Source organism: Agromyces tropicus (assembly GCF_039531345.1).
In the GTDB taxonomy this organism is placed as follows: Bacteria; Actinomycetota; Actinomycetes; order Actinomycetales; family Microbacteriaceae; genus Agromyces; species Agromyces tropicus.
The window spans coordinates 217,497-243,333 of sequence record NZ_BAAAPW010000005.1 but is presented as its reverse complement, the minus strand read 5'-3'; the positions used below and the strand labels follow the sequence as shown (position 1 = coordinate 243,333).

22 protein-coding genes are annotated in these 25,837 nt (G+C 72.1%); 13 read left to right on the top strand and 9 right to left on the bottom strand.

Annotation, left to right across the window (positions count from 1 at the left end; genetic code table 11):
- Nucleotides 1-3: 3 nt before the first annotated feature.
- The gene (locus tag ABD230_RS15440; protein WP_344376359.1) at nt 4-801 is read left to right on the top strand and encodes an MBL fold metallo-hydrolase; all 798 of its coding nucleotides are present in this window, start codon (nt 4-6) and stop codon (nt 799-801) included.
- A 5-nt stretch (nt 802-806) separates the two neighbouring features.
- Here ABD230_RS15440 and ectB read toward each other — a convergent pair whose 3' ends face one another.
- The 3 genes from ectB to ABD230_RS15425 all read right to left on the bottom strand — a co-directional run bounded on the left by ectB (nt 807) and on the right by ABD230_RS15425 (nt 3,839).
- On the bottom strand, nt 807-2,096 hold the full coding sequence (ectB, locus tag ABD230_RS15435) for a diaminobutyrate--2-oxoglutarate transaminase (RefSeq protein WP_344376356.1): 1,290 nt from the start codon (nt 2,094-2,096) through the stop codon (nt 807-809).
- 136 nt (nt 2,097-2,232) lie between these two features.
- Nucleotides 2,233-3,183, bottom strand: a complete 951-nt coding sequence (locus tag ABD230_RS15430) for a hypothetical protein (protein ID WP_344376352.1) — start codon at nt 3,181-3,183, stop codon at nt 2,233-2,235.
- An 86-nt stretch (nt 3,184-3,269) separates the two neighbouring features.
- A complete protein-coding gene (locus ABD230_RS15425; protein WP_344376351.1) occupies nt 3,270-3,839 on the bottom strand; it encodes a TetR/AcrR family transcriptional regulator in 570 nt (189 codons plus the stop codon).
- Nucleotides 3,840-3,975: 136 nt separating this feature from the next.
- On the opposite strand from ABD230_RS15425, the gene ABD230_RS15420 reads away from it, so the two are divergent.
- Both ABD230_RS15420 and ABD230_RS15415 read left to right on the top strand, forming a co-directional pair.
- A complete protein-coding gene (locus ABD230_RS15420) occupies nt 3,976-6,579 on the top strand; it encodes an MMPL family transporter (protein WP_344376349.1) in 2,604 nt (867 codons plus the stop codon).
- A gap of 331 nt (nt 6,580-6,910) precedes the next feature.
- Nucleotides 6,911-11,503, top strand: coding sequence for a family 43 glycosylhydrolase (locus ABD230_RS15415; RefSeq protein WP_344376346.1), 4,593 nt, complete (start codon nt 6,911-6,913; stop codon nt 11,501-11,503).
- A gap of 102 nt (nt 11,504-11,605) precedes the next feature.
- Here ABD230_RS15415 and ABD230_RS15410 read toward each other — a convergent pair whose 3' ends face one another.
- Nucleotides 11,606-12,277 carry a hypothetical protein gene (locus tag ABD230_RS15410; protein ID WP_344376344.1) on the bottom strand — a complete coding sequence of 224 codons (672 nt, stop codon included), beginning with the start codon at nt 12,275-12,277 and terminating at the stop codon, nt 11,606-11,608.
- A gap of 162 nt (nt 12,278-12,439) precedes the next feature.
- Here ABD230_RS15410 and ABD230_RS15405 point away from each other — a divergent pair, with 162 nt between their 5' ends.
- Together ABD230_RS15405 and ABD230_RS15400 are read left to right on the top strand one after the other, a co-directional pair.
- Nucleotides 12,440-12,919 carry an SRPBCC domain-containing protein gene (locus tag ABD230_RS15405; protein ID WP_344376338.1) on the top strand — a complete coding sequence of 160 codons (480 nt, stop codon included), beginning with the start codon at nt 12,440-12,442 and terminating at the stop codon, nt 12,917-12,919.
- On the top strand, nt 12,916-13,233 hold the full coding sequence (locus tag ABD230_RS15400) for an ArsR/SmtB family transcription factor (RefSeq protein WP_344376331.1): 318 nt from the start codon (nt 12,916-12,918) through the stop codon (nt 13,231-13,233). Before ABD230_RS15405 ends, ABD230_RS15400 begins: the two co-directional genes overlap by 4 nt.
- A 105-nt stretch (nt 13,234-13,338) precedes the next feature.
- On the opposite strand, the gene ABD230_RS15395 is transcribed toward ABD230_RS15400, so the two are convergent.
- Complete coding sequence (locus tag ABD230_RS15395; RefSeq protein ID WP_344376328.1) at nt 13,339-14,016, bottom strand: TetR/AcrR family transcriptional regulator; 678 nt, start codon at nt 14,014-14,016, stop codon at nt 13,339-13,341.
- A gap of 113 nt (nt 14,017-14,129) precedes the next feature.
- Between ABD230_RS15395 and ABD230_RS15390 the strand changes: the two genes are divergently transcribed.
- Nucleotides 14,130-14,876 (top strand): DUF4386 domain-containing protein, encoded by a 747-nt coding sequence (locus tag ABD230_RS15390; RefSeq protein WP_344376324.1) that lies wholly within the window; start codon nt 14,130-14,132, stop codon nt 14,874-14,876.
- Between the two features lie 62 nt (nt 14,877-14,938).
- Here the strand turns inward: ABD230_RS15390 and ABD230_RS15385 are convergent, their stop codons facing one another.
- Both ABD230_RS15385 and ABD230_RS15380 read right to left on the bottom strand, forming a co-directional pair.
- On the bottom strand, nt 14,939-15,772 hold the full coding sequence (locus ABD230_RS15385) for an alpha/beta fold hydrolase (protein ID WP_344376322.1): 834 nt from the start codon (nt 15,770-15,772) through the stop codon (nt 14,939-14,941).
- A gap of 127 nt (nt 15,773-15,899) precedes the next feature.
- On the bottom strand, nt 15,900-16,283 hold the full coding sequence (locus ABD230_RS15380) for a YciI family protein (protein ID WP_344376319.1): 384 nt from the start codon (nt 16,281-16,283) through the stop codon (nt 15,900-15,902).
- A 272-nt stretch (nt 16,284-16,555) separates the two neighbouring features.
- Here ABD230_RS15380 and ABD230_RS15375 point away from each other — a divergent pair, with 272 nt between their 5' ends.
- Nucleotides 16,556-17,038: a recombinase family protein gene (locus ABD230_RS15375; protein WP_344376317.1), complete on the top strand. Its 483-nt coding sequence runs from the start codon at nt 16,556-16,558 to the stop codon at nt 17,036-17,038.
- Nucleotides 17,039-17,108: 70 nt separating this feature from the next.
- Here the strand turns inward: ABD230_RS15375 and ABD230_RS15370 are convergent, their stop codons facing one another.
- Nucleotides 17,109-17,942 (bottom strand): alpha/beta fold hydrolase, encoded by an 834-nt coding sequence (locus tag ABD230_RS15370; protein WP_344376314.1) that lies wholly within the window; start codon nt 17,940-17,942, stop codon nt 17,109-17,111.
- 152 nt (nt 17,943-18,094) lie between these two features.
- On the opposite strand from ABD230_RS15370, the gene ABD230_RS15365 reads away from it, so the two are divergent.
- From ABD230_RS15365 to ABD230_RS15355, 3 genes are all read left to right on the top strand, one after another.
- Nucleotides 18,095-18,598 (top strand): CGNR zinc finger domain-containing protein, encoded by a 504-nt coding sequence (locus ABD230_RS15365; protein ID WP_344376311.1) that lies wholly within the window; start codon nt 18,095-18,097, stop codon nt 18,596-18,598.
- 4 nt (nt 18,599-18,602) lie between these two features.
- Nucleotides 18,603-19,046 carry a thioredoxin gene (gene trxA, locus ABD230_RS15360; protein ID WP_344376307.1) on the top strand — a complete coding sequence of 148 codons (444 nt, stop codon included), beginning with the start codon at nt 18,603-18,605 and terminating at the stop codon, nt 19,044-19,046.
- Nucleotides 19,047-19,187: 141 nt separating this feature from the next.
- Nucleotides 19,188-21,968: a hypothetical protein gene (locus ABD230_RS15355; RefSeq protein ID WP_344376305.1), complete on the top strand. Its 2,781-nt coding sequence runs from the start codon at nt 19,188-19,190 to the stop codon at nt 21,966-21,968.
- Between the two features lie 11 nt (nt 21,969-21,979).
- Here ABD230_RS15355 and ABD230_RS15350 read toward each other — a convergent pair whose 3' ends face one another.
- A complete protein-coding gene (locus ABD230_RS15350; protein WP_344376303.1) occupies nt 21,980-22,417 on the bottom strand; it encodes a hypothetical protein in 438 nt (145 codons plus the stop codon).
- A 79-nt stretch (nt 22,418-22,496) separates the two neighbouring features.
- Here ABD230_RS15350 and ABD230_RS15345 point away from each other — a divergent pair, with 79 nt between their 5' ends.
- From ABD230_RS15345 to ABD230_RS15335, 3 genes are all read left to right on the top strand, one after another.
- Nucleotides 22,497-22,973: a MarR family winged helix-turn-helix transcriptional regulator gene (locus ABD230_RS15345; RefSeq protein WP_344376301.1), complete on the top strand. Its 477-nt coding sequence runs from the start codon at nt 22,497-22,499 to the stop codon at nt 22,971-22,973.
- Nucleotides 22,974-23,102: 129 nt separating this feature from the next.
- Nucleotides 23,103-23,702, top strand: coding sequence for a TetR/AcrR family transcriptional regulator (locus tag ABD230_RS15340; RefSeq protein WP_344376299.1), 600 nt, complete (start codon nt 23,103-23,105; stop codon nt 23,700-23,702).
- A complete protein-coding gene (locus ABD230_RS15335; protein ID WP_344376297.1) occupies nt 23,702-25,819 on the top strand; it encodes an alpha/beta fold hydrolase in 2,118 nt (705 codons plus the stop codon). The genes ABD230_RS15340 and ABD230_RS15335 overlap by 1 nt, the downstream gene beginning before the upstream one ends.
- Nucleotides 25,820-25,837 lie beyond the last annotated feature (18 nt).

Sequence of the window (25,837 nt, the reverse complement as noted above, 5' to 3'; positions counted from 1 at the left end):
GACATGCGCCTCACGAGGATCGGCGGACCGACGGTGCTCGTCGAGTTCGACGGATGGCGCATCCTCGTCGATCCGACGTTCGATGCGCCGGGGCGGACGTACGCCTTCGGCTGGGGCACCTCGTCGCGGAAGACGCTCGGGCCGGCGCTCGGTCCGGAGGCGGTCGGTCCGGTCGACCTGGTCCTCATCAGCCACGACCATCACGCGGACAACCTCGACGACGCCGGACGTGCGTTCCTCCCCTCAGCAGGACGGGTCGTGACCACGCGGAGCGGTGGGAAGCGGCTCGCGGGGCGGACGGGCGATGCACCGGTGCACGGCCTCGCCGAGGGGGACCGCGTCGTCGTCGCGGCACCGCGGGCCGGCCTCGCCGACCTCGAGGTCACGGCGACGCCCTGCCGCCACGGACCGCCCCTCAGCCGCCCGATCGTCGGCGAGGTGGTCGGCTTCGCGGTGCGGCGCACGGGGGAGTCGCGCGTGGCCCTCTGGGTCACGGGTGACACGGTCCTTCACGCGGGGCTGCGACGCGCCGCCCACGCGCTCGACGTCGACGTCGCGATCGTCAACGTCGGCGGGGTGCGGTTCGGGCTCACGGGACCACTCCGCTACACGATGGACGGCCGTGAGGCCGTCGAGCTCATCGGCCTCGTCGCCCCGCGCGCCGCGGCGCTCGCGCACTACGACGGCTGGTCGCACTTCCGGGACGGCGAGGCCGGCCTGCGCAGGGCGCTCGCGGCGGCCTCCCCCGACGTGCGCGAGCGAGCGCGGTGGCTCGTCGACGGCACGGCCGTGACCCTCTGACCGGGTCAGCCGGCGAGCACCTCGGCGAGGCTCTCGCGCACGATGGCGAGGCCGCGCCGCAGCTCGTCCTCGGTGATCGTGAGGGCGGGCAGGAACTTCAGCACCTCGTCGTGGGCGCCGGAGGTCTCGATGACCAGTCCGCGCGCGAAGGCGGCCTTCGAGACGCGGCCCGCGAGCGCGCGGTCGGCATCGCACGCGATGCCGTACATGAGGCCGCGGCCGCGCACCACGAAGCCGAGGTCGGGGTGCTCGGCGGCGACCTGCTCGAGCTCGGTGCGCAGCAGTGCGGACTTGGCGGCGACGCCGTCGGTGAACGCCGAGTCGGCCCAGTAGGTCTCGAGCGCCACGCGCGCCGACACGAACGCGAGGTTGTTGCCGCGGAAGGTCCCGGTGTGCGCGCCGGGCTTCCACACGTCGACCTCGGGGCGCAGGAGCACGAGCGACATGGGCAGGCCCGAGCCCGAGATCGACTTCGACACGGTCACGATGTCGGGCACGATGCCCGACTCCTCGAACGCGAAGAACGCGCCCGTCCGGCCGACGCCGGCCTGGATCTCGTCGAGGATGAGCAGGATGCCGCGGGCCTCGGTGATCGCGCGCAGGCGCTGCAGCCACTGCGGGCCGGCGACGTTGATGCCGCCCTCGCCCTGCACCGCCTCGACGATGACCGCGGCGGGCAGGTCGAGGCCCGAACCCGGGTCGTCGAGCATCTTCTCGAACAGGTCGAGCGTGTCGACGCCCGCGCCGAGGTACCCGTCGTAGGGCAGGCGCGCGATGTCGCCGAGGGCGACGCCGGCCGCCTCGCGGTAGTGGCTGTTGCCGGTCGCGGCGAGCGAGCCGAGGCTCAGCCCGTGGAACGCGTTCGTGAACGCGACGACGTTCGATCGGCCGGTCGCCTGCCGGGCGACCTTGAGCGCGGCCTCCACGGCGTTCGCGCCGGTCGGCCCGGTGAACTGGAGCTTGTGGTCGAGGCCGCGCGGCGCGAGCACGAGTCGCTCGAACGCCTCGATGAACGCGCGCTTGGCCGAGGTCGCCATGTCGAGGCCGTGGATGATGCCGTCGCGCTCGAGGTACTCGATGATCGCGCGCGTGAACGCGGGGTTGTTGTGGCCGTAGTTCAGCACGCCGGCGCCGGCGAAGAAGTCGAGGTACTCGCGACCGTCGGCGTCGACGAGGGTCGAGCCCGACGCGCGGTCGAACACGGTCGGGAACGCGCGGACGTACCCGCGCACCTCCGACTCGCGGCGGTCGAAGACGTCGAGGGACGTCGAGTCCAGGGCTGCGGCACCGCTCATGGCAGGCGTGCTCCTCTCGGGAAGGCGTGTGACGGTGAGATGAGACTACGGCCTGCAACCGTGAGTCCCGTGCACGCGGCATCCGCTCGCCCGGCCGGGCGCGAGGCGCGGCACGCGGCGTCCGGACCCGACCTGCTCAGACCAGGACGCGCTCGACCGGACGCGCGCGGAGCCCGTCGACGTAGTCGCGTGTCTCGGCGACATCGCGGGGGCGGTAGAGGCGGATGGCGTAGCGGAAGGTCTCGCCCGCCTCGGCCGCGATGATGTTCCCCCTGCCGATGCAGAACTCGTCGCCGAAGTAGACGCTGATCGACCCGTCGCCGTTCCGGGTCAGCTCGCTGCCCACCATGCCCGCCCGTTCGAGGTCGAGCCGGCCCCGGGCGTCGTACTTCACGACCGAGAACCAGCCGTGGTGGTCGACGTCGAGCGGGGGGACCTCGAAGGTCCAGATCTCGCACCCCGTGCTCGTCGCGACGCCCTCGTGGTACTGCCCGTGCTCGGGCGGCAGCCGTCCCCAGTCGAGCCGCGTGCCGAGCACGTGCTGCTGCGAGATCGTCGTCAGGGGCGTGCCGAAGGCTCGGTCCAGGTCGGCGGCGTCGGCACGGCGCTCGAGTCGTGCCGCGATCGCGAGGCGGCTCGCGTCGTCCCAGTCCTCGGGCCGGTACGGGTTCGCCGTCGCCGCGTCGATCCGACGGAGGTCCTGCAGTTCGTGCGCCCGGGCGACGCCCTCGGCGAGCGCCGTCCGGCCGAGCACGAACACGTGCGTGCCGCTCGACAGGTCGGCGTTGCGCACCGTCAGGGCCTCGCCCGGGTAGACGACGCCGACGGTGTAGTGCTGCTCGTCGATGACCTGGTCGGCCTGGTAGACACTCGAGGGCGCGACCGAGATGGTGGCCTGGTCGGTGACGTCGACGACCGCGTAGGAGCGGAGGACGCCGAGGTCGGGCCGAGGCGCCGACTGGTTCCCGAGGGTGACCGGGACGCGGTCGTGGACGTGGGCGTTCACGGGTGCCTTCGCCTGCTGTGCGGCGAAGCGCGTCGCCGTCTCGGCCCGGACGAAGTCCTTCAGCGTGACCTTCTTCGACATCGGCGTCGTCCCCCTCGATGATCCTCGTCGGCATCGGTCAGGATCACCATTGCAGCGTCCGGCGGCGGGCGCCACCCCCTGCGCGGTCAGCCGCGCGGCGCCTCGAGGGCGTCGCCGGGGCCGAGCAGCACGCGCCAGACCCATTCGGCCGCCGTCGCGACCGGGGGCCGCGGGTCGCGGGCGAGCCAGGCCTCGATGACGCCGAGCACCGATCCCGCGATGCCGGCGGCGACGACGTCGACCGGGAGGCCCTCGAACACGCGGGTGCCGGACTTCGCGAGCCCGTCGACGACCACCGCCTCGATCCGGGTGCGCAGCCGGGTGCGGACGACCGTGGAGCCGTGCGGTCCGAGCACGCGGCGGTAGACCTCGGCGTTCTCGTCGAAGTGCGCGAGGTAGTCCAGCAGCGCCCGCGGCGGTGCGGCGAGCGGTTCGTCGAGTTCCGGGAGGTCCGCCCCGGCCCGCTGTGCGGCGGCGTCGAGCGCATCGGCGAGCAGCGTCTCCTTGTCGGCGTAGTGCTGGTAGAAGCTGCTCCGGTTGACCCCGGCGCGGGCGACGAGGTCGGCGATCGTGACGTCCTCGAGGGGGCGCTCCCGCGCGAGGGCGAACAGCGCCTCCTGCAGGGCGCGTCGCGTGCGCTCGACCCGGACGTCCATGCAGGCAGTCTGCCAGTCGGACGCGCGGAGCAGTGAAGAAATCCGACGAATGTCGGAATTCCGACATCCGTCGGTTATCCTAGGGTCGGCCCGACGGTGCGCCGTCCCATCCACGCGACCCGAAAGGCAGCCCGACATGGCTGAACTGCTCTATCGACTCGGCCGGTTCTCCTCGCGACGGCCGTGGACCGTGATCACCGGATGGATCGTGGCGCTCGCGCTCGCCGCGGGCGCGTTCCTCGCGTTCGGCGGCGCGCTGACCACGAGCATGAGCATCCCCGGCACCGAGACCGACCGCGTCAACTCCCAGCTCACCGACGAGCTCGACGGGCTCGGCGGCGCCACGGCCACCGTGGTCTTCCGCACCGACGACGGGTCCGCCTTCACCACGGCGCAGGAGGACGAGGTCGGCGACCTGCTCGACGGCATCGCGGGGCTCGACGGCGTCGAGGGCGTCGTGGACCCGTTCGACGCGGCATCCGAGCGGGCCGACCGGGAGCAGCAGCTCGCCGACGGCGAGGCGCAGCTCGACGACGCCGAGCAGCAGGTCGCCGACGGGACCGCGCAGCTCGACGCCGCAGCGGCGCAGCTCGACGCCGGTCAGGCGCAGCTCGACGCCGCCGTGGCCCAGGCGCAGGCCGACGGCACCTACGCCTTCGCCCAGGACCAGTTCACCGCGCAGCAGGCGTCGCTCGACGAGAACCGCGCCCAGCTCGACGCCCAGCGCGCCGAGCTGGAGGCCGGGGCCGCCGAGCTGCCCGACCGTCGCGCGCAGCTGGAGGACGCGCAGCGGCTCGTCGACGCGGCCGCCGAGATCCGCACGGTGTCGACGGACGGAGCGACCGCGACGGGCGCCGTGATGTTCGAGGACGACCTGTTCACGCTGTCCGGCGAGGTCAAGGCGGCCGTCGCCGCCGAGCTCGACGACGCCGGCATCGACGGAGTCCGGGTCGACTACTCGTCCGAGATCGCCGCGAGCATCGACGGCCTGGTCGGCCCCGGCGAGATCGCGGGCGTGCTGCTCGCCCTCGTCGTGCTCATCGTGCTGTTCCGGGCCCTGCTGCCGGCGGTGATGCCGATCATCTCGTCGATCGTCGGCGTGGGCGTCGGCGTCGCCGGGTCCCTCGCGTTCTCGGGCGTCGTGGACATGTCCTCGGTCACCCCGGTGCTCGGCGTCATGCTCGGCCTCGCGGTCGGCATCGACTACGCGCTCTTCATCATGAACCGTCATCGGCGCCAGGTGCTCGCCGGCATGGACCTCCGCGAGTCGATCGCCCTCGCGAACGGGACCTCGGGCAACGCCGTCGTGTTCGCCGGCTCCACGGTCCTCGTCGCCCTGCTCGCCCTGAACGTCACCGGCATCCCGTTCCTCGGCGTCATGGGCACCGTCGGCGCGGCCTGCGTGCTCGTCGCCGTCCTGCTCGCGGTGTCGTTCACGCCCGCCGTCCTCGGCCTGCTCGGCGTGCGGATCGTGAACCGCCGCGCGCGGGCCTCGATCGGCCACGAGTCGCACGCGCGGCCGGACCTCAAGCCCATGCGCACCGGTCGTGCGCTGCTCCGGGCCGCGCTCGCGATCGTCGGCCTGCTCGTCGTGGCGATCCCCGCGCTCTCGATGCGCCTCGGCCTGCCGGACGGATCCTCCGAGGCGACCGACTCCACGCAGTACCGGGCGTACACCGCCGTCGCCGACGCGTTCGGGGCCGGCCAGAACGGCCCGCTCCTCGTGACGGTCGCGCTGCCGGAGGCGGTCGACGAGGCGGACGTGGTCGGCGTGCAGGCCGACCTCGCCGACCGGCTCCTCGAGGAGGCGGACGTCGTCGCGGTGGCGCCGGTCGGGGTCTCGGAGGACCGCGACTTCCTCGCGTTCCAGGTCGTGCCCGTCGACGGGCCGTCGAGCGAGTCGACCGAGCAGCTCGTGCACGACCTCCGCGGCCTCTCGCCCCTGCCGGGCGACGTCGCGGGCCTGGACGGCGACCTCGACCTCGGCGTGGCCGGGCAGGCCAGCGGCAACATCGACATCTCCGAGAAGCTCGCCGGCGTGCTGCCGGTGTACCTCGCGCTCGTCGTCGGCCTGTCGCTGGTGATCCTGGTCCTGGTGTTCCGGTCGATCCTCGTGCCGCTCGTCGCGACCGCCGGGTTCGTCCTCTCGCTCTTCGCCGCGTTCGGCGCGGTGGTCGCGATCTTCCAGTGGGGCTGGCTCGGTCCGGTGTTCGGCGTGCACGATCCCGGCCCCGTGCTGAACTTCGCGCCGATCATCGTGATGGGCGTGCTGTTCGGCCTCGCGATGGACTACCAGCTGTTCCTCGTGTCGGGCATGCGCGAGGCCTACGTCCACGGGGTCCCGGCGCGCACGGCGGTCGTCGCCGGGATGCGCAACGGGCGCGCGGTCGTCACCGCGGCGGCCATCATCATGACCGCGGTGTTCGGCGGCTTCGTCTTCTCGCACCTCACGATGGTCCGGCCGCTCGGCTTCGGGCTCGCGATCGGCGTGCTCTTCGACGCGTTCATCGTGCGAATGCTGCTCACGCCCGCGATCATGCACCTGCTCGGCCGTGCGGCCTGGTGGCTGCCGAAATGGCTCGACCGCATCCTGCCGGACGTCGACGTCGAGGGGGCGGCGCTCGAGCGCAGCCACCCGGTGCACGGCGCCGAGGCGGAGCCGGGGGCGGATGCCGGGACCGAGGCCGTCGAGACCGAGGGCGTCGGGGCCGCCGGCGCGGGTGCCGCCGCGCCGCGCTGATCCGTCGCCATTCGCGCCGCCGTCGGGTCGGCGTGACGATCGGGCGCGCCCGGGCACACGTCCCGGGCGCGTCCTCGGCTATTCCCGTCGCGAGCGCGATCGCTCCCCGGGACGATCGGGCTCGGCCGGCTCCCGGGTCGTCGGCCGACCTCGGCCTGCGAACGATGTGAGGGCTCACATTCCGAACCGTCTCGGCGATGAGTTCAGCCGGTCACGCTCGTGAGGACGTCAACACGGACCCATTGCCATCGCCGATTGTGAGCGATAACATCTCGGCTTGTCACTGTCTGCGACCCGGCCGCGATGCCGGGACCGTCCGAAGGATCGCGCAATGAAGCCAACCGTCCGACGAACACTGGCGGGGGTGACGACGGGCGCCCTGCTCGCGGCATCCGTCGCCCTGACCACCGCACCCGCGCACGCCGCGGTCGACGACCGTCTCGTCGCCGCGTACGCGCTCGACGAGACGTCCGGGACCGTCGCGGTCGACGCCTCCGGCAACGGCCACGACGCGACGTACGTCGGCGGCCCGTCGCTGACCGGGGGAGAGGGCGTGCGCCTCGACGGCGCCGACGACCACGTCCGGCTCCCGAACGACCTCATGGCCGGGCTCGCCTCGATCACGGTGAGCACCGAGGTGCTCATCCGGCCCGAGCAGGCGACGCCGTACTTCATCTGGGGCATGGGCAACACGAGTTCCGGCGCCGGCAACGGCTACCTGTTCGCCACCGGGAACGCCTACCGCGCCTCGATCGCGAGCGGCAACTGGTCGACCGAGCAGACCGTGGACTCGGGCGCGAACCTCGCCCGCGGCACGTGGAAGACGATCACCTACACGCTCGACGACGCCACCGACACCGCCCGCCTCTACCTCGACGGAGCGCAGGTCGCCGAGAACACGAGCGTCGCGCTGACGCCGGGCTCGATCGGCGGCGGCACGACCACCGCGAACCACCTGGGCCGATCCGTGTACACCTCCGACAAGACCCTCGCCGGCAGCCTGCGCGACGTCCGCATCTACGACGCCGCCCTCTCGGCGTCCGAGGTGGCGGACCTCGTGCCCGGCGCGCAGGCCAGGGTCGACCGAGACCTCGCCGTGCTCGACCTCGGCGACCTGTCCGCGGTCGACGCCGACCTCGCGCTCCCGACGTCGGGCGTGAACGGCTCGGACGTCTCATGGCAGTCGAGCGACCCCTCGGTCGTCTCCGACACCGGCGCCGTGACGCGTCCGTCGGCAGCCGCCGGCGATGCCGTCGTCACGCTCACGGCGACCGTGTCGAGCGGCGACGCCGACGGCACGAAGGCGTTCGAGGCGACCGTGCTCGCCGAGGCCGACGACCAGGCGGTCGTCGACGACGCGGCCGCCGGGCTCGAGATCGTGAACGTCGACGACGTGCGCGGCAACCTCACCCTTCCGGGCGCGCCGCCCGGCACCGAGATCGCGTGGGCGTCGTCCGACGCCGGGGTCATCGCGACCGACGGCGTCGTCCACCGACCCGACGCCGACGCCGTGGTGACGCTCACGGCCACGGTCACCCGCAACGCGGCATCCGCCACCCGCGAGTTCGCGGCCACGGTGCGCGCCGCCGTCGACCTCGACCCGCTCGAGGGCTACGCGTTCGCCTACTTCACGGGCAACACGCTCGCCGGCGAGAACATCTACTTCGCGGCGAGCGAGGGCAACGACGCGCTCGACTGGACCGAGCTGAACGGCGGGCAGCCCGTGCTCACCTCGTCGTACGGCACCGAGGGCCTGCGCGACCCGTTCGTCATCCGCTCGCCCGAGGGCGACACGTTCTACCTGATCGCCACCGACCTCTCGATCGGCAGCGGCACGAGCTGGGACTCGTCGCAGCGCCAGGGCTCGCAGTACATCGAGGTGTGGGAGTCCCGCGACCTCGTGAACTGGTCCGACCAGCGGCACGTCAAGGTCTCGCCCGATAACGCCGGCAACACGTGGGCGCCCGAGGCGTACTACGACGAGTCGATCGGCGCCTACGTGGTGTTCTGGGCCTCGAAGCTCTACGCCGATGACGACCCCGGCCACACGGGGAACACCTACAACCGCATGCTGTACGCGACCACCCGCGACTTCGTGACCTTCAGCGAGCCGCAGATCTGGCAGGACGGCATCTCGCGGATCGACTCCACCGTGATCAAGGCCGGCGACGTGTACCACCGGTTCACCAAGGACGAGGGCGCGGGCACGACCGGGTGCAGCGACATCATCCAGGAGACCTCGACCGAGCTCCGCGCACCGCTGTCGTCGTGGACGATGATCGACTCGTGCATCGGCCGCGACGCGGGCACGAGCGCCGTCGAGGGGCCGACCGTCTTCCAGGCGAATCCCGGTGACGTCCACGGCGAGAAGACCTACCTCTTCGTCGACGAGTACGGCGGCCGCGGGTACATCCCGCTCGAGACCCCCGACCTCTCGCAGCCGGACTGGCAGGTCTCGCCGCAGTACGACCTGCCGGCGAGCCCGCGACACGGCACCGTGATCCCGGTCACCGCGGCCGAGCTCGAGCGCCTGCACGACGGCCCGCCGCCGGTCGAGTCGAACGAGGACGGCGAGATCGTCCGATACGACTTCACCGACGGGTCCGGCACGGTCCTCTCCGACCGCTCCGGCAACGGCAGGGACGGCACGATCGTCGGCGGCGCAGCCTGGGAGGGCGACGCGCTCCGCCTCGACGGGTCGGACGACTACGTCGACCTCCCCGACCACCTGCTGACCGGCGTCGAGGACGTGACCGTCGAAGCCGAGGTGAAGGTCGACCCCGCGCAGTCGGGCAACTACTTCATCTACGGCCTGGGCAACACGGATGCCTCGGGCGTCGGCGACGGCTACCTGTTCACCACGGGGAACTCGGCGTACCGCACGAGCCTCGCGACCGGGAACTGGACGACCGAGCAGACCGCGAACTCCGGAACGGCGCTGCCCCGCGACCGCTGGGTGCACCTGGCCTACACGCTCGAGGGGACGACGGCGACGCTGTACCTCGACGGCGTGCAGGTCGCACGGAACGCGAACGTGACGAACGACCCCGGCGACATCGGCGGCGGGAGCACGTTCGCGAACTACCTCGGGCGCTCGATGTACGCCGCCGACGGTCGCTTCCGGGGTTCGTTCCGGGAGTTCGCGATCTACGACCGCGCGCTGAGCGCGAGCGAGGTGCTCACGGACTCGGGCAACACGGCGGCGCTCGCCGGGGTGGGCCTCGCCGATCCGGACGCGCTGAAGATCGATCCGATCGTCGATGCGTCGGCCCGCACCGTGGTGTTCCCGGTCGTGCCGGGGACGGACGTCGCCGCGCTGTCGCCCGTCTTCGACACCGCGGACGGCGTGACGGCGACCCCGGCGTCGGGATCCGTGGTCGACCTGTCCGAGCCGGTCGACGTGCGGCTCACCGCGCCCGACGGCGGGGCGTCGACCTGGACGTTCGAGGCGCGCGTCATGGCGAGCCCCGTGCTGCCCGGGCTGTACGCCGACCCGAACATCGCGGTGTTCGGCGACACGTACTACGTGTACGCGACGACCGACGGCGTCGCCGGCTGGGGCGGCAGGGACTTCTTCGTGTGGACGTCGAAGGACCTCGTCGACTGGCAGCGTTCGGCCGAGCCCATCCTCACGCTCGACGGCGCCGACGGCGACGTGCCGTGGGCGACCGGCAACGCGTGGGCGCCGACGATCATCGAGAAGGGCGGGAAGTTCTACTTCTACTTCTCGGGCCACAACGCGTCGCTGAACCGCAAGACCATCGGCGTCGCCGTGGCCGACGACCCCGCCGGGCCGTTCGTCGCGGAACCGACCGCGATGATCACGAACGACGAGGCGGTGAAGTCCGGCCAGGCGATCGACCCGGCCGCGTTCCACGACCCGGTCAGCGGCAAGGACTACCTCTTCTGGGGCAACGGCAGCCCGGTCTACGCCGAACTCGCCGACGACATGGTCTCGATCGTCCCCGGCACGATCCGGTCGATCGGCGGGCTCACCTCATTCCGCGAGGGCAGCTTCGTCAACTACCGCGACGGGCTGTACCACCTCACCTACTCGATCGACGACACCGGGTCGGAGAACTACCGGGTCGGCTACGCGACCGCGACGAGCGTCGACGGCCCGTGGACCTACCGGGGCGTCATCCTGCAGAAGGACCTGTCGCTCGGGATCAAGGGCACCGGCCACAGTTCGGTGCTGAACATCCCCGGCACCGACGACTGGGTGATCGCGTACCACCGCTTCGCGATGCCCGGCGGCGACGGCACGCACCGCGAGACGACGATCGACCGGCTCGAGTTCGGCGCCGACGGGCTCATGCAGGCCGTCACGCCGACCCTCGAGAGCGTCGCGCCGCAGGCCGTCGTCGATCCCGAACCGCTGGGGGTCGCGCTCTCGGGACTCGCCGAGGTCGGGCAGGTGCTCGAGGCCGTCGTCTCCGAGCCGTGGAGCGCGACCGCCTACGAGTGGACGCGCGACGGCGAGTCGATCGAGGGGGCGGATGCCGCGAGCTACGCCCCGACGGCCGAGGACCTGGGTGCGACGATCGGCGTGACGGTCACGGCGGCGAAGCCGCTGTGGAGCCCCGCGACGGCGTCGGCCGAGGTGGGCCCGATCGCGCCCGAGCCGACGGCGCCGGCGCGACCGGCCGCACCGACCGCGAGCGCCGTGGCGCAATCGGTCACGGTCACGTGGGAGGCGCCGGACGGCGGCGGTCGGCCGATCACCGGCTACACGGTCACGCTGACCCCGCGCGGCGACGACCAGCCCGTCGTCGTGGCGGAGGTGGGCGGCGCGTCGCGCACGATCACCTTCACCGACCTGCAGCTCGGGGCCAAGTACCGGGCCACGGTCGTGGCGCACAACGAGGTCGGGTCCTCGCCCGAGTCGGCCGCGTCGAACGAGGTGCAGGTCCGGAAGAAGTGATCGCCGCGCCGACCGGCGCCTGAATGCGCGGATGCCGCGGGGGTCCCCCTCCCCGCGGCATCCGCCGTGCGTCGCGCGACGGAAGGGCGCCGCGCGACGGTCTCAGTTCGCGATGCCCCCGCAGAGCACCGGCACGGTCGCCTCGAGCGGGATGCCCGCGCCCAGCGACGACGGGCGGCTCGAGAACGGGTCGTCGGCGTTGAACGCGTAGGCCCCGTCGCCGTCGAAGTCGATGCCGTGCACGACGACCTGCACGGTGCCGGCGTCGGTGTAGCCCGGGATGTCCGTGAAGGTCCTCTGGTAGTAGAGGTAGCCGTCGGCGTCGGACATCGCGAACCGGTCGAGCGCCAGCGCGCTCGACGGCGAAGTGTCGCCGGTCCAGGTCAGCGAGGTCAGGATGCTCCCGTAGAACGGGATGCCGTCGACGACCGAGACGACGCCGTCGTCGCCGGCCGCGGCCGGACCCGGGCAGCCGAGGTCTGCCTGGTCACCCGGCACGCCGTGCAGGTGCATGGCGTGCGGCAGGTTCGGCGAGAGGCCCCACGCCTCGACGGTCACCTGGATCTTGCCGTTGGGCAGCGCCTTCACGCGCGTGGTCCCACTCGCCCCGCTGCCGGGGACGTCGGCCGGCTGGATCGCGTCGAGCGAGTAGGAGTAGCTCGCGACCCTGTCGGACGGGTTCGTGTCGTGCGCCGCGTAGGCGGTGGCTGCGCCGCCGAGCGCGAGGGCGAAGGCCGCCGCCGTGGCGACGATGATGCGTGGTGCGTTCCTCATGTCGTACTCCCTTGTCGCGTGGGCGTCGGGTCGCGCCCGTGCATGGAGTTCGGAGCGGTCGTTCCGGTGGATGGGTCATGCCCCGATATGCACCTCGGGGGTTGCACTTCCCGCGAAATTGATGCAATCATTCAGTTGCAGATCACGAGAGGACCGAGGACCATGACCATGACCGACAACCCGGCATCCGTCGTCGACGAGGGCACCTACACCGTCCGACGCACCATCCGCATCGCGGCGCCCATTGAGAAGGTCTGGCGGGCCGTGACCGAGCCGGAGCACATCTCGCGGTGGTTCGGCCGGACGGTGCTGGCCGGCTCCGGCGTCGGCGCGGAGGGCACCATGACCTTCGAGGGGTACGGCGCGGTGCCGATCCGCGTCGAGGCGCTGGACGCGCCGCGATCGGTGACCTACCGCTGGGGCAACGACGACGCGCTCGGCCGGCTGCCCGACCACGTCGACGAGGAGACCTCGACCGTCTTCACCTTCACGCTCGCGGAGGTCGCCGACGGTACCGAGCTCACCGTGGTCGAGACCGGGTTCGAGCGCACCTCCGACCCGTCCGTCAACATGGCCGAGCACGCGGGCGGCTGGGTCGCCGAGCTCGACAAGCTCGTCGCGCTGCTCGAGGGCGACGCATGACCGCGGGGACGCTGGTCCCGGTGTTCGCGGCGCTCGGCGACGAGACCCGGTGGAGCATCCTGGCCGCGCTCGGCGAGGGCGACGCCTCCGCGTCCGCCCTCGCCGGGCGCCTGCCGGTGACCCGCCAGGCCATCGCGAAGCACCTCTCGGTGCTGCAGGAGGTCGGGCTCGTCGAGTCCGTGCGCGTCGGTCGCGAGGTGCGCTACCGCGTGCTCGGCGCGCAGCTCTCCGAGACCGCACGCCGGCTCGAGGCCATCGGCGCCGAGTGGGACCGTCGCCTGGCCGCGATCAAGGAGATCGCGGAGGGGCTGTAGCGCGGCCCGGTACCGAAGTACCGGGCGAGCGGATCCGTGACGGCGTCCTGCGGGTCGCTGCGACGGTGAGGGCCCCGCCGCAACGGTTCGCCGAGGCGGGGCGTCCTACCGCGCCGCGGCCGCCTCGATGCCGTCGAGGATGAGGTCGAGCCCGAAGTCGAACGAGCGGCCGAAGTCGTAGCCCGGCTGCAGGACGTACTCCTGCGTGAAGCGAGCGAGGTGGACGTGCTCGCCCTCGGGGAGCGGGACGACGATCTCCTCCGCCGCGCCGGTCAGGTCGCCCGGCCGGTCGCCGAACGGAAGCGCAGCCTCCTGGAGCGCGAACCCGTAGACGAACGCGTCGACCACGGCGAGCCCGTGCGCGATGAGCTCGAGGGGCAGTCCCGAGCGGAACCAGCAGGCGAGCACCGCGTCGTGGTGCCCGAGCGTCGCGGCGCCCGGACTCGTGCGCGATTCCATGAGCGGGGTCGCCCAGGGGTGCCGCCGCAGCACCTCCCGCAGCGATGACGCGCGGGCCCGGATGCCTGCGCGCCACGGACCGTCCTCGGCCGGGCGATCGATCTCGTCGAAGACGAGGTCGATCATGCCGTCGATGATCGCCTCCTTGTTCGCGACGTAGTGGTAGATCGTCATGGGCTTCACGCCGAGGTGGTCGGCGAGACGGCGGATGGTGAGCGGCTCGATGCCCTCGCGGTCGGCGAACCCGATCGCGCCGCGGAGCACCCGGTCGCGGTCCAGCGAGCCGCGGACGTGGGTCCGCGCGGGGGGCGTGTCGTCGGTCATGGACTCCATTCTGCCGGTCGTCCTTGACTCATCGTACTAAGTACGAGTAGCGTGTCCGCCATCCGAATCGTACTTAGTACGAAACCGCCTCGGACCACGACCTGGAGGAACCCATGACCACCGACGCACTCATCCCGCACGCGACCGGACGCGCCGACGACCCGCAGGTCCGTCGGCGTGCGGCCCGCGTCGCCGGGATCGGCTACCTCGCGATCTTCGTGCTCGCGATCTTCGCGAACTTCGTCGTCCGCGGGTCGCTCGTGCACCCCGGCGACGCGGTGGCGACGGCGGCGGACGTCGCGGCATCCGAGTCCCTCTTCCGAGCCGGCCTCGCGGCGTTCGTCGTCGTGTTCCTCGTCGACGTGCCGATCGCGTGGGCGCTGTACGTGCTCTTCCGGCCCGCCGGGCGCGACCGCTCCCTGCTGGCCGCATGGTTCCGCATCGTCTACACGCTGATGCTCGGCGTCGCGGCGGTCTTCATGTTCCTCGGACTGCAGCTGGTCACCGGCGGGCCCGGCAGCGGCACGATGGGCCCCGAGGCCGGGATGCTCATGTTCGAGGCGTTCGACTACGCGTGGCTCGTGGGGCTCGTCGCGTTCGGCGTCCACCTCGTGCTGCTCGGACGCCTGATCACCGCGTCGGGACTCGCGCCGACCTGGCTCGGCTGGGCGCTGGTCGTCGCGGGAGTCGCGTACGGCCTCGACACGATGGCGGTCACGCTGCTGCCCGACTACGCCGCGATCGCGGACGTGATGCTCCTGGTCGTGGCCCTGCCGTCGGTGGTCGCCGAGCTCTCCTTCACCGCCTGGCTGCTCGTCACCGGTTGGCGCCGGCCGCGCGTCGCGGCCGAGACCGCGTAGACGGGCCGTGCGCGAGCGCCGCGGCATCCGTCGCGACCCGGCGGATGCCGCGGCGGCGACGATCATTCGGCGGCGTCGAGGATCACGTCGGCGACGTCGGCCGGATGGCTGATCATCGCCACGTGCGAGCTGTCGAGCTCGATCGTGGTCGAGCCGGCGCGCTCGGCCATGACCCGCTCGGCCTCGGGCGGGATCGTGTGGTCCTGCGAGGCGACGATGTACCAGCTCGGGATCGACTTCCACGCGGGCACGCCCGACGGCGTGAACAGGGCCTGCAGTGCCGCTGGGCGCTGCGACGCCGCCATCACCGCGGCCTGCTTCTTCGGCAGGTCGCCGGCGAAGAGCTCGTGGAAGTACGCCGGGTCGATGTAGCCGTCGGCGTCGCCCTCGGGGGCACCCGGGTAGGGCCTGATCACCAGGTGGTCGGCGAGGTCCGTGTGGCCGCCGCCGAGTGCGTTGGCGTCGACGAGCCGCTCACCCTCGTCGAGCGCGTAGGCGGCGACGTAGACCAGGGCGGTGACGTTCTCGTTGTCGGTCGCGGCGTTCGTAATGACGGCGCCGCCGTACGAATGACCGACGAGCACGATCGGGCCGTCGATGGTCTCGAGGACGGAGCGGACGTACGCGGCATCCGTCAGCAGGCCGCGCAACGGGTTCGCCGCCGCGAGCACGGTGTAGCCGCGCTTCTGCAGGCGTTCCGTCACGTCGTTCCAGCCCGAGGCGTCGGCGAACGCGCCGTGGACGAGCACGATGGTCGGCTTCGGTTCGGCCGGCGCGCGCGCGGCGTCGGCCGCGGCGGGCACCGCCGCCGCGAGCGCGACGGCGGCGACGACGCCCGCTGCGGCGAGCGCCAGGCGGATCGGGCCACGACGGCTCCGGGGGTTCGTGGCGTGCATGGTGGACCTTCCTCACACTCGGTGACGGCGTGGATCGGCCCGGATGGGCGCTGCCGTCCCGCACATCGTGACGCGAGACCGGGCGCGACCGAACCACGTGGTCCTCGTAGTCGTCGGCAGTCGGGGCTCAGACCCCCGGCATCTCCCGTCGATCGCCCACGGGGCCGCCGGCCTGCGGGAAGGCGAACGTGCCCGCCGCGACCCACCACTCCATGACGTCGTACGTGAGGCGGCCCGCGACGACCGACGGGTCGCCGTCGGAGAGCCGTGCGGCCTCGGCGAGGTCGCACGCGAAGATCGACAGGCCTCGGTACGACAGGTCGCTCTGCTCGCCGAACGGGCCGTTCGCGACGATCATGCCGCGGCGCCGGAGCTCGGCGCGGTACGCGAGGTGTCTCGCCTGCAGCGTGTCGAGCTCGTCATCGGAGAGCTGGGGCGCGTCGTCCGGCCGGCGCAGCACGACGAGCGTGTAGACGTCGAAGGCGTCCGGGATGTCGGGGTTCCGCGGCATCAGTCGCTCACGCCCCCTCGAGCTCGGGGAAGACCTCGACGTCGTACGCCATCGCCTCGCGTGCCCGGCCGTCGCCCCACGGGCACGGTCGGATCGGTGCCACCTCCGCCATCGGAACCCCCTCGTCCGTCCGCGCCCCATGCGCGATGGAGGGCAGGCTACGCCGAGCGGGGACGGCGGGGAAGGGGTCGCGTGGGGCGGGCGGGTGTGCGCCGGGCCCGGGTCTCGGCGAGAATGGAACCGACGCGGAGAGGCCGACGAGGGTGGACGACATGGGTGAGCAGCGGGCCGGGACGACGACGGATGCCGCGGCGGCCGGGGCGGCGGCGGATGCCGCGGGCGGCGCCCACACGCCCGGCCACCACGCGATCGGCTGCCCCGAGTGCTTCGAGGAGCTGCAGCAGCACCACGACTGGTGGAAGGCGCGGCCGGAGGGTTCGCGGCTCGTCGGCCTCGTCGTCGCCCGCGACGACATGCCGTCGGTCGTCGAGCAGCGCAACGATCTCGCGCGGTTCGGCGTCGACATCCTCGACTTCAAGCACCCGATGCCCGACATGCCCGAGTCGTGGGAGCAGCGGCTCGGCCGGCTCTTCGCGACCCTGCGCTCGGGTGACGTGCTCGTGGTCGCGAACGAGCGCGCCCTCGGGCGATCGCCCGACGAGGTCGCCCGCACCATCCGGGCGCTCCGCCGCCACGACCTCGTCGTGAAGGTGCTGAGCCGCGGCAAGGCGCATCTCGAGGACGCGCGGGGCTGAGGTCCGGCAGGCGCGCCCGCCGGCGTGCCCGAGGGGCCCGGGTCGGCCGGACCCCTCGTGACGACGACGGTCAGGCGCGCACGAACGCGAGCAGGGCCTCGTTGACCTCGTCGGCGTGCGTCCACAGCAGGCCGTGCGGAGCGCCCTCGAGCTCGACGTAGGTCGCGGACGGGAGTCGCTTCGTGAACTCGCGCGCGGTCGCGTCGATCGGCAGGATCCGGTCGGCCGTGCCGTGCAGGATCAGCGCGGGCACGTCGATCCGGTCGACGTCGGCGCGGAAGTCCTCGTGCCACGTGTGCACGACTGCGGAGGCGGCGTACCAGCTCGCGCCGGCCGCGGTGGCCCAGCTGCCGCGCACGGCCGCCTCGCTGATGCGGGTGCCGAGGTTCTCGTCGAGGTTGTAGAAGTCCTGGTAGAACTGGTCGAACCACGCGAATCGGTCGTCCGTCGCGGCCTGCTCGATGCCGGCGAAGACGTCGGCCGGCACGCCGGTCGGGTTGTCGTCGGCCTGCAGCAGGTACGGCTCGAGCGAGCCGAGGAACGCAGCCTTCGCGATGCGGTCGCTGCCGTACGTGCCCAGGTAGCGCCCGACCTCGCCGGTGCCCATCGAGAAGCCGACGAGCACGACCTCGCGAAGGTCGAGCGTGTCGAGCACGGCCTTGAGGTCCGCGGCGAACGTGTCGTAGTCGTAGCCGGTGGTCGGCTTGGACGAGCGGCCGAAGCCGCGCCGATCGTATGTGATGACCCGGTACCCGGCCTGTAGGAGTGCAGCCGACTGCTTCTCCCACGACGACCCGTCGAGCGGGTAGCCGTGGATCATCACGACCGGCTGCCCGCTGCCGTGGTCCTCGTAGTACAGGTCGATGCTGCCGGAGTTCTCGGTCCCGGTGGTCACGTACGGCATGTGCTGCTCCTTGTCTCTGCTAACCGGATCATCTGTTCAAGCCGGTTAGGTTCGGTCGCAACGATAGCAATCCAAACCACTTCTGTGAAGCATGGGGGTTAGAATCTTCGGTGAACGCGGAGACTCCGCCAGCCGAACGGACGGGAGCACCCATGACGACGGATGCCGAGCGCTCGATGCTGCTCGACCTGGTCAACTCGCGCATCGTCTGGCCCGACCGCGTGCAGGACGACCTCGGGACGGATGCCGCCGCGTCCGCGTGGGTGATCGCCCACGGCGGGGAGGGGACCGCTGCCGAGGTCGACGACGCACGGGCCGTGCGCCCCGTGCTGGTCGACTTCCTGCGCGGCGAACGCGGACTCGATGACCTCGCCCCCTGGACCGGCGCCGTGGCGAGGCATCCGGTCTTCGACGTCGACGGCGTCACCTGGCGCGACGAGATCGACCCCGCCCGGTACGTGGGCGCTCGAGCCATGCTCGAGTGGGCGAGCCTGCAGGGTCCCGACGGTTCCCGGATCCGGCCCTGCGCCGCGTCGGACTGCCAGCACTTCCTCATCGACACGAGCCGCGCCAACTCGCGCAAGTGGCACTCGATGGAGACCTGCGGCAACCGGGCGAAGGCCCGACGTCACTACGCGCGGACCCGGCAGGCGTAGCGCCATGGCGACGAGCGGCCGACCGGGCGAGGTCGTCACCTGCCCGGCGTGCGGCACCCGCAACCGCGTCCCGTTCAGCGGCCGGGGCCGCGTGCGGTGCTCGAACTGCCACGCCGACCTGCCCTGGCTCGTCGAGGCCGGCGACCTGAGCTTCGACGACGCGGTCGCGAGCCGCGTGCTCGTGCTCGTCGACGTCTGGGCGGTCTGGTGCGGTCCGTGCCGGGCGATCGCGCCGGTGGTCGAGCAGCTCTCACGCGAGCTCGCTGGGCGACTGAAGGTCGTGAAGGTCGATGCCGACCGGTCGCCGGTGGTCTCGAGCCGGCACTCGATCACGGCGATCCCGACGCTGCTGCTCTACCGCGACGGCGTCGAGGTGGGCCGGCAGGTCGGGGCCGTCCCGGCGGCGCAGCTGCGCTCGTGGGTCGAGTCGGCGCTTCCCGGCGACTGAGGGGACCGGGGGTCCGATCCGGGCCTGCGCTGATGCGGGTTCGGGGCGTTCCCCGATGCCGACGGCGCACGCACCGGCCTAGGGTGCGCGTGTTCGGTCGATCTCCGACCGCTCGAATACCGCCCGGATCGGGTGAGCGCAATGGACGAGCAGCCACGGAACCCGGAGAACCACGAATCGACGCGCGGCGTCGGGGTGGGACCCGACGGCTCGTTGAGTTGGAGGATCGCCGGGATCGTCGCCGGCGTGGCCGTGCTCATGGCGGGCGCGGCGCTCATCGTGCACGCCCCGAGCGCCCCGGCGACGGAGGAATCGGCCGGGTCCCGTTCCGCCGGAACCGCGTCGCCTGGGACGGCGCCGGCGTTCCAGGGCCTGTGGTCGAGGTGGACCGGCGGTGAACCGGTCGAGGAGAGCGACGACCCGATCACCAACGCGATCTCGGCCGCCACCGCGTGCCCTCGCGGCATCGCCCTGGTCGCCAGCGTGCAGGACACGTCCGTCACCGGCAACGCCACGATCATGTGGGACGAGGAGGACTCGGCCTGCCGCCCGTGGTTCCCGGCCGACGACGAATACCGTCGCGTCGTCCGCGACCATCCGGAGTTCCTCTACGAAGCGGTCGGATCGGTCTCGGTCGCCGACATCACCGCCGGCGAGGAACTCCCCGCGTCGTGGCGCAACATCTCCTACGACCTCAGCGACGACGGTCGACTGCGGCTCAAGGCGGACTGGAGCATCGACCAGTTCAGCCCGTCCTCCGGCGGCTTCGAGCTGCGCTACGGCCTGCCGGACGGATCCACGGCCTCCGAGGCGCCCGAGGCGAGCCTCGAAGTGAACATCGCATCCGACGGGCGTTGGGAGATGGTCGATGCCGAGCCGATCGAGGTGGTGAGCGAGAAGAGCGGGCGGGTCGTGCGGATCCCGGAGATCGCCGATCGGGACGGCGATGACGACGCCAGCATCACGATCGTCGACCGGACCCCCAAGGACTCGGAGGTCACCTCGTCGGACTGGATCCAGGACGTGGTCGCGATGTGGCGCATCTGGGCCCTGGCCCCGGTGCTCGTCTTCTACGGCGGACTCTGCATCGCGCGCCGGCGCAACCCGCGGCAGGCGCACCTGCTCCCGCGCGCGTGGCGTGCGATCGGGCCGCCCCTCGCCCCTGCGGTCGTCGTGTTCACGATGCCGGTGCTCGGCACGCTGCTGCTCGCGTGGGTGGATGCGACGCGCGCGGGCGAGCCCGGCTCCGGGCCCTCCGACGCCACCAGGTCCCTCGCGCTCCTGAGCATCTCGTTCTGCGTCACGGCCGCTGCCGGGTGGGCCCTCGGATTCCATCGCCTCCTCGCGCGGAGCCGCGGTTCCCTGGGCGACGGCGTGCTGCTGGCGATCGTGATCCCGCTGACGGCGGTGGCGACGGCGCTGCTCACCCAGGTCACGGTGATCGCGGAGTCCATCGGATCCACGCTCGGCATCGCGTCGGACGGGGGTCCCTCGGTGGAGTCGCAGGTCCGGGTCGCGATGCTCGCCGCGGCCGTCGGCCTCCTGGCGATCGGCACCGCCGTCCTGGTCTCCGCGTTCGGCGGTCGTCGTGCGGTCGTCTCCGGGTTGGCCGTCTCCGGTCCACTCGCGTTCCTGGTCTTCGCCAACGAGCAGGTCTCATCGCAGGGCGCATCCCGGTCGGTGCAATGGATCTCGGTCATGATGCACATCCTGACCGTGGTGATCGTCGTGCTCGTCATCACCGGTATCACGCGGTACGTCGTCCGGGTGGTGCTCCCCGGACCGGACGCGCGTCGTCGGCGACTCCACGTGATCCTCGGCGTCGCGGCCAGCGCTCTGGCGTTCTCGGCGCCGGCTCAGGCCTCGAGCATCGAGGGAGCTGCGATCGCCCCGGCGGAGGCGCTGAACAGCCTGCTCCGTTGGCCGCTGCTCATCGCCATCGTGACGCTCGTGATCGCGGGGATGGTCCGTGCCCGCCCCGCCGTGCACATCTGGACGATGTACGCGGCACTGCTCATCGCGACCCTGACGCTGTTCCGGCCGTCCGTGACGTACTACGGCGTCCCCGTGGCGATGCTGGTGGGCGTGGTCGTCCTGTGGAGCGCCGGCTTCGTCTCGAAGCGGGCCGACGGCGGCGCCTCGTTCTCGGGGAGCGAGTCGGCGGTCCGGGAGGACATCCGCGTGCACGTGCAGCACGCCGGCCAACGACGACTCACGATGCAACGCATGGCCGCGCTGGAACGCGGCGCGGCACGCCCGGACGCCGACGAGCGGGTGTACGCCGAGGCGCAGCGGCACCTCAGCGACGAGCGCTCCGACGTCGAGCAGCCGAGCTCGCCGGGGAGCGGCCCGGGGGCGCTCGCGTGGGGCGGCCTGGTGCGGCCCCTGCGGCGGGCCGCCGTGGGGACGCTCGTCGCGACGCTCGTCGGGCTCCCGTTCGCCATCTCGACGCTGACGAACGTCTTCGACACGGCGGACGACGCGGCCGGCGCCGCCACGTTCGTCCAGCTGATGGACGCCGTGTTCAGCCTGCGGTTCCCGCTGTACGGGTTCGCGTTCGGGCTGCTGCTGCCCGTCCTCCTCGGCGAGACGGCGGTGGGCAAGGCGATCCGGCTGGCGGCGATCGTGGCCCTGACCGAGGCGCTCGTGATCCTGATCCCGTTCTCATGGGGCGAGGACTCGGCGCCGGCGTTCCTCCTCCGGGTGTGCCAGATCGCCGCGGTCTTCCTCGCGCTGGGGGCGACGTTCGACTATCGCAGCCTGCGCGCCGGTGGGTTCGGAGCGGAACGGCTCAGCGACCTCTACGGGCTGAACCGGGTCGCGGTCTGGTCGTCGGGCGTGGTCGCCGCGGTCGCGTCCGCCGCCGGTGCGGCGTTCTTCGCACAGGCGAGCGAATCGCTGTTCCAGCGCCTGATGCCGTGATGCGGGCGCGCTCACGCCCTCAGGGCGTCGAGCTCGTCGGCGGCGCGACGGAGGGTGCGGTTGAGCACGGATGCCGCCGCGGCGCGCTCGTCGGACGGGATGTCGCCCCACAGCCGCTCGACGAGCTCGTCCACGCGAGCGCGGACGTCGGCGTGCAGTGCCCGGCCGGCGTCGCTGGCACGCACGCCGTCGACAGTGGTCGAGACCAGATCGCGCGACGCCAGCGCGTCGATCACCGTCGCTCCGTCGCGCGGCTCGAGCTTCAGCGCGGCGGCGACGCGGGCGGAGGCGGCGGTCCGCGTGTCGGGTCCGGCCTGCAGCAGGACGGTCAGGGCGACCCACTCGCGTTCGCCGATGCCGCTTCCGGTGAGCAGGCGCTCGAGGATCGCGTTGAGCGTCTTCTCGGTCTGGCCGATGAGGCGGGTGCCGTAGGGGAGGTCGGTGTGCATGGGTCGTCCTCTCAAATCGTTGGTGACACCAACGTAACAGATCGTTGGCCGCGCCAACAGTGCTTGCTAGCATCAGCGCATGCCGCCGAGTCACGCCGCGCCCGATCCGGATTCCGCCCCCGAGCGCGTGCGCGACCTGCCGACCTGGCGCATCGCCCGCCTGCATCGCCGGTCGCACGCGCGCCTCGCGACGCGCCTCGCCGAGCACGGGTTCACCGGTCGTCAGTACCGCCTGCTCGCCGCGCTGGTCGAGGCGGGCTCCGCCAGCCAGGTCGAGCTCGGCGACCGCACCGGCCTCGACCGGAGCGACGTCGCCGGCGGCGTCGACGCCCTCGTCGCGCGCGGGCAGGCGACGCGCTCGCCCGACCCCGCCGACCGGCGGCGCAACGTCGTGGCGCCGACGGATGCCGGCATCGCCGCCCTCGCTGCGCTCGACGTCGTCGTCGCGTCGGTGCAGGACGACGTGCTCGCGCCCCTTTCCACGGACGAGCGCGACCGGTTCGACCGGCTGCTCGACCGGCTGCTCGCCGACGACCCGCGCGACGCGGCACCCTGACGGCTGTCGGGGCCCGCCGCGCGCACCACGGAGCTGCGTGGCGCGCCGGGTCTTGACGCGCCGCAACGGTCGGAGTAGCCTCCCCATGAAATCGGTCGATCGACCGAACGAAACAAGGGGGAAGGCGAGATGCCGACCAACACGACCGTCGCCAGCATCCTCGACGCGACCCGTCGACTGGTCGTCGAGCAGGGGTATGCGGCCCTGTCGACGAGGAAGGTCGCCGACCTCGCCGGCGTGCCGCTCTCGCAGATCCACTACCACTTCGGGTCCAAGGAGCTGCTCGTGCTGAGCATGCTCGACGCCGAGAACGCGCAGCTGCTCGAGCGGCAGGGCGCGATGTACGCGGAGGACGAACCGCTGTCGCAGCAGTGGGCGACCGCGTGCGACTACCTCGACGACGACCTCGCGTCCGGCTACGTGCGCGTGCTGCTCGAGATGATGGCGGCGGGCCTGTCCAACGAGCTCATCGGCGAGCGGGTGCACGACATCATCCACGGCTGGTCCGAGGTGCTCACCACCGCCGCGCGCCGGCACGCCGACCAGGGCTTCTCGTTCGGCCCGCTCAGCATCGAGCAGGTCGTGGCCCTGACCTCGGCGGCCTTCATCGGCGCCGAGCTCCTGATCCTCTCCGGCCACGAGGACGAACTGCCGCTGCGCGAGTCGCTCCGCGCCATCGGCACCCTCATCGAGGCGGGCGAGCGGGCCATGGACCGGGCGGTCGCCTGATGGAGGTCGCGACGCCGACGATCGACGGCGACGTCGAGCGGGCCGGCGCGACCATCCACTACGAGGTCTACGGCGACGCCGGCCCCACGATCCTGCTCCTGCCGACGTGGGAGCTCGTCCACGAGCGCGTCTGGAAGATGCAGCTGCCCTACCTCGCGCGGCACTTCCGGGTCGTGATCTACGACGCCGTCGGCGCCGGGCGCTCGTCGCGACCGCTCGAACCCCGCCGGTACAGCTTCGGCCACCGCGTCGCCGACGCGGTGGCCGTGCTCGACGCGACGGGGACGGAGTCGGCAGTGGTCGTCGGCTACTCGATGGGCGGCGAGATCGCGATCAACCTCGTGGCGACGCATCCGGAAAGGGTCCTCGGGATCGTCTCCATCGCCGGGCACCACCCGTGGATCGTGCCGCTCCCGGAGCGGGCGCCCGCTGTCCGCTACGACCCCGTGGCGAACCCGGAGCCCCGGGGCTGGGCGAAGTTCGACGTCGACTACTGGCAACGCGACTGGCCCGACTTCGTGGAATTCTTCATGTCGCAGGTCGCCTCCGATCCGCACTCGACGAAGGCGTGGGACGACCTCGTCGAATGGGGGCTCGACCAGCGACCCGACGTGCTCGCGTGGTCGATCACCGACGACTACGACGACCTCACGGTCGAGGAGGTCCGGCGTCGCCTCGAGACGCTCGAGGTCCCGACGCTGCTCATCCACGGCACCGACGACCGCATCACGTCGTTCGCCTCCTCCCGGGCGATGGAGCAGGTCATCCCCGGCGCCGAGCTGCTCGAGATCGAGCACGCCGGCCACGCGCCCCACGTCCGGTTCCCGGTCCGCGTGAACCACGCCATCCGCGCCTTCGCCGATCGCGTGTTCGGCACCACGCGGCTCGACGGCACCTGGTGGGTCGGGCCGGGGCGCGAGCAGTCGGTGCTGTACCTGTCGTCGCCGATCGGGCTCGGCCACGCCAGGCGCGACCTCGCGATCGCGCAGGAGCTGCGTGCGCTGCACCCGAACGTGCGCATCGACTGGCTGGCCCAGGACCCGGTGACGCGGGTCCTCGCGGCCTGGAACGAGCGCCTGCACCCGGCATCCGCCGCCCTCGCCAGCGAGTCCACGCACATCGAGCACGACAGCGGCGACCACGACCTCGCCGTGTTCCAGTCGCTCCGCGACATGGACGAGATCCTGCTGCACAACTTCATGGTCTTCGAGGAGGTCGTCGCGTCGGGGGAGTACGACCTCGTGATCGCCGACGAGGCGTGGGACGTCGACCACTACCTGTTCGAGAACCCGAACCTCAAGCGCGGGGCGTTCGCCTGGATGACCGACTTCGTCGGCTACCTCCCGATGCCGTCGAGGGGCCCCCGCGAGGCGGCCGTCGCCGCGGACTACAACCTCGAGATGATCGAGCACGTCGACCGGTTCGGGCGCATCCGCGACGCCGCGGTCTTCGTCGGCTCCGCCGACGACATCGTGCCCGACGCGTTCGGCCCCGGCCTGCCGCGGATCCGGGACTGGACCGAGGAGCACTTCGACTTCTCCGGCTACATCACCGGATTCGACCCCGCCGCGCTCGGCGACAAGGCCGAGCTGCGCGAGCGCTTCGGCTACCGCCCCGACGAGCGCGTCGTCATCGTCGCGGTCGGCGGATCGGGTGTCGGCGTCTCGATGCTCCGCCGCGTGGTCGCGGGTGCGGAGGCGGCGCACCGGGTCATCCCGGGCCTGCGGATGATCGTGGTGACCGGGCCCCGCATCGACCCGGCGACCCTCCCGCAGGTGCCGGGCGTCGAGTACCGCGCGTTCGTCCCGAACCTGCACGAGCACCTCGCCGCATGCGACCTCGCGATCGTCCAGGGTGGCCTGACCACGACGATGGAACTCACCGCCGCCAAGGTGCCGTTCATCTACGTGCCGCTCCAGGAGCACTTCGAGCAGCGCTTCCACGTGCGGGCCCGACTCGATCGCTACCGGGCCGGCCGCTTCATGGAGTACGACGAGCTGGAGCCCGAGGCGCTCGCGGCGGCGATGGTCGAGGAACTCGGGCGGACGGTCGACTACCGCGATGTCGAGACGGATGGCGCGGCGCGCGCGGCGCGCCTGATCGGGCGGCTGCTCTGAGCGGGATGAACAGAGCCG

Bases quoted from the DNA above. Each gene is read 5' to 3' on its own strand.
- ABD230_RS15440 (WP_344376359.1), top strand. From the start codon at position 4: ATGCGCCTCACGAGGATCGGCGGACCGACGGTGCTCGTCGAGTTCGAC.
- ectB (WP_344376356.1), bottom strand. From the start codon at position 2,096: ATGAGCGGTGCCGCAGCCCTGGACTCGACGTCCCTCGACGTCTTCGAC.
- ABD230_RS15430 (WP_344376352.1), bottom strand. From the start codon at position 3,183: ATGTCGAAGAAGGTCACGCTGAAGGACTTCGTCCGGGCCGAGACGGCG.
- ABD230_RS15425 (WP_344376351.1), bottom strand. From the start codon at position 3,839: ATGGACGTCCGGGTCGAGCGCACGCGACGCGCCCTGCAGGAGGCGCTG.
- ABD230_RS15420 (WP_344376349.1), top strand. From the start codon at position 3,976: ATGGCTGAACTGCTCTATCGACTCGGCCGGTTCTCCTCGCGACGGCCG.
- ABD230_RS15415 (WP_344376346.1), top strand. From the start codon at position 6,911: ATGAAGCCAACCGTCCGACGAACACTGGCGGGGGTGACGACGGGCGCC.
- ABD230_RS15410 (WP_344376344.1), bottom strand. From the start codon at position 12,277: ATGAGGAACGCACCACGCATCATCGTCGCCACGGCGGCGGCCTTCGCC.
- ABD230_RS15405 (WP_344376338.1), top strand. From the start codon at position 12,440: ATGACCATGACCGACAACCCGGCATCCGTCGTCGACGAGGGCACCTAC.
- ABD230_RS15400 (WP_344376331.1), top strand. From the start codon at position 12,916: ATGACCGCGGGGACGCTGGTCCCGGTGTTCGCGGCGCTCGGCGACGAG.
- ABD230_RS15395 (WP_344376328.1), bottom strand. From the start codon at position 14,016: ATGACCGACGACACGCCCCCCGCGCGGACCCACGTCCGCGGCTCGCTG.
- ABD230_RS15390 (WP_344376324.1), top strand. From the start codon at position 14,130: ATGACCACCGACGCACTCATCCCGCACGCGACCGGACGCGCCGACGAC.
- ABD230_RS15385 (WP_344376322.1), bottom strand. From the start codon at position 15,772: ATGCACGCCACGAACCCCCGGAGCCGTCGTGGCCCGATCCGCCTGGCG.
- ABD230_RS15380 (WP_344376319.1), bottom strand. From the start codon at position 16,283: ATGCCGCGGAACCCCGACATCCCGGACGCCTTCGACGTCTACACGCTC.
- ABD230_RS15375 (WP_344376317.1), top strand. From the start codon at position 16,556: ATGGGTGAGCAGCGGGCCGGGACGACGACGGATGCCGCGGCGGCCGGG.
- ABD230_RS15370 (WP_344376314.1), bottom strand. From the start codon at position 17,942: ATGCCGTACGTGACCACCGGGACCGAGAACTCCGGCAGCATCGACCTG.
- ABD230_RS15365 (WP_344376311.1), top strand. From the start codon at position 18,095: ATGACGACGGATGCCGAGCGCTCGATGCTGCTCGACCTGGTCAACTCG.
- trxA (WP_344376307.1), top strand. From the start codon at position 18,603: ATGGCGACGAGCGGCCGACCGGGCGAGGTCGTCACCTGCCCGGCGTGC.
- ABD230_RS15355 (WP_344376305.1), top strand. From the start codon at position 19,188: ATGGACGAGCAGCCACGGAACCCGGAGAACCACGAATCGACGCGCGGC.
- ABD230_RS15350 (WP_344376303.1), bottom strand. From the start codon at position 22,417: ATGCACACCGACCTCCCCTACGGCACCCGCCTCATCGGCCAGACCGAG.
- ABD230_RS15345 (WP_344376301.1), top strand. From the start codon at position 22,497: ATGCCGCCGAGTCACGCCGCGCCCGATCCGGATTCCGCCCCCGAGCGC.
- ABD230_RS15340 (WP_344376299.1), top strand. From the start codon at position 23,103: ATGCCGACCAACACGACCGTCGCCAGCATCCTCGACGCGACCCGTCGA.
- ABD230_RS15335 (WP_344376297.1), top strand. From the start codon at position 23,702: ATGGAGGTCGCGACGCCGACGATCGACGGCGACGTCGAGCGGGCCGGC.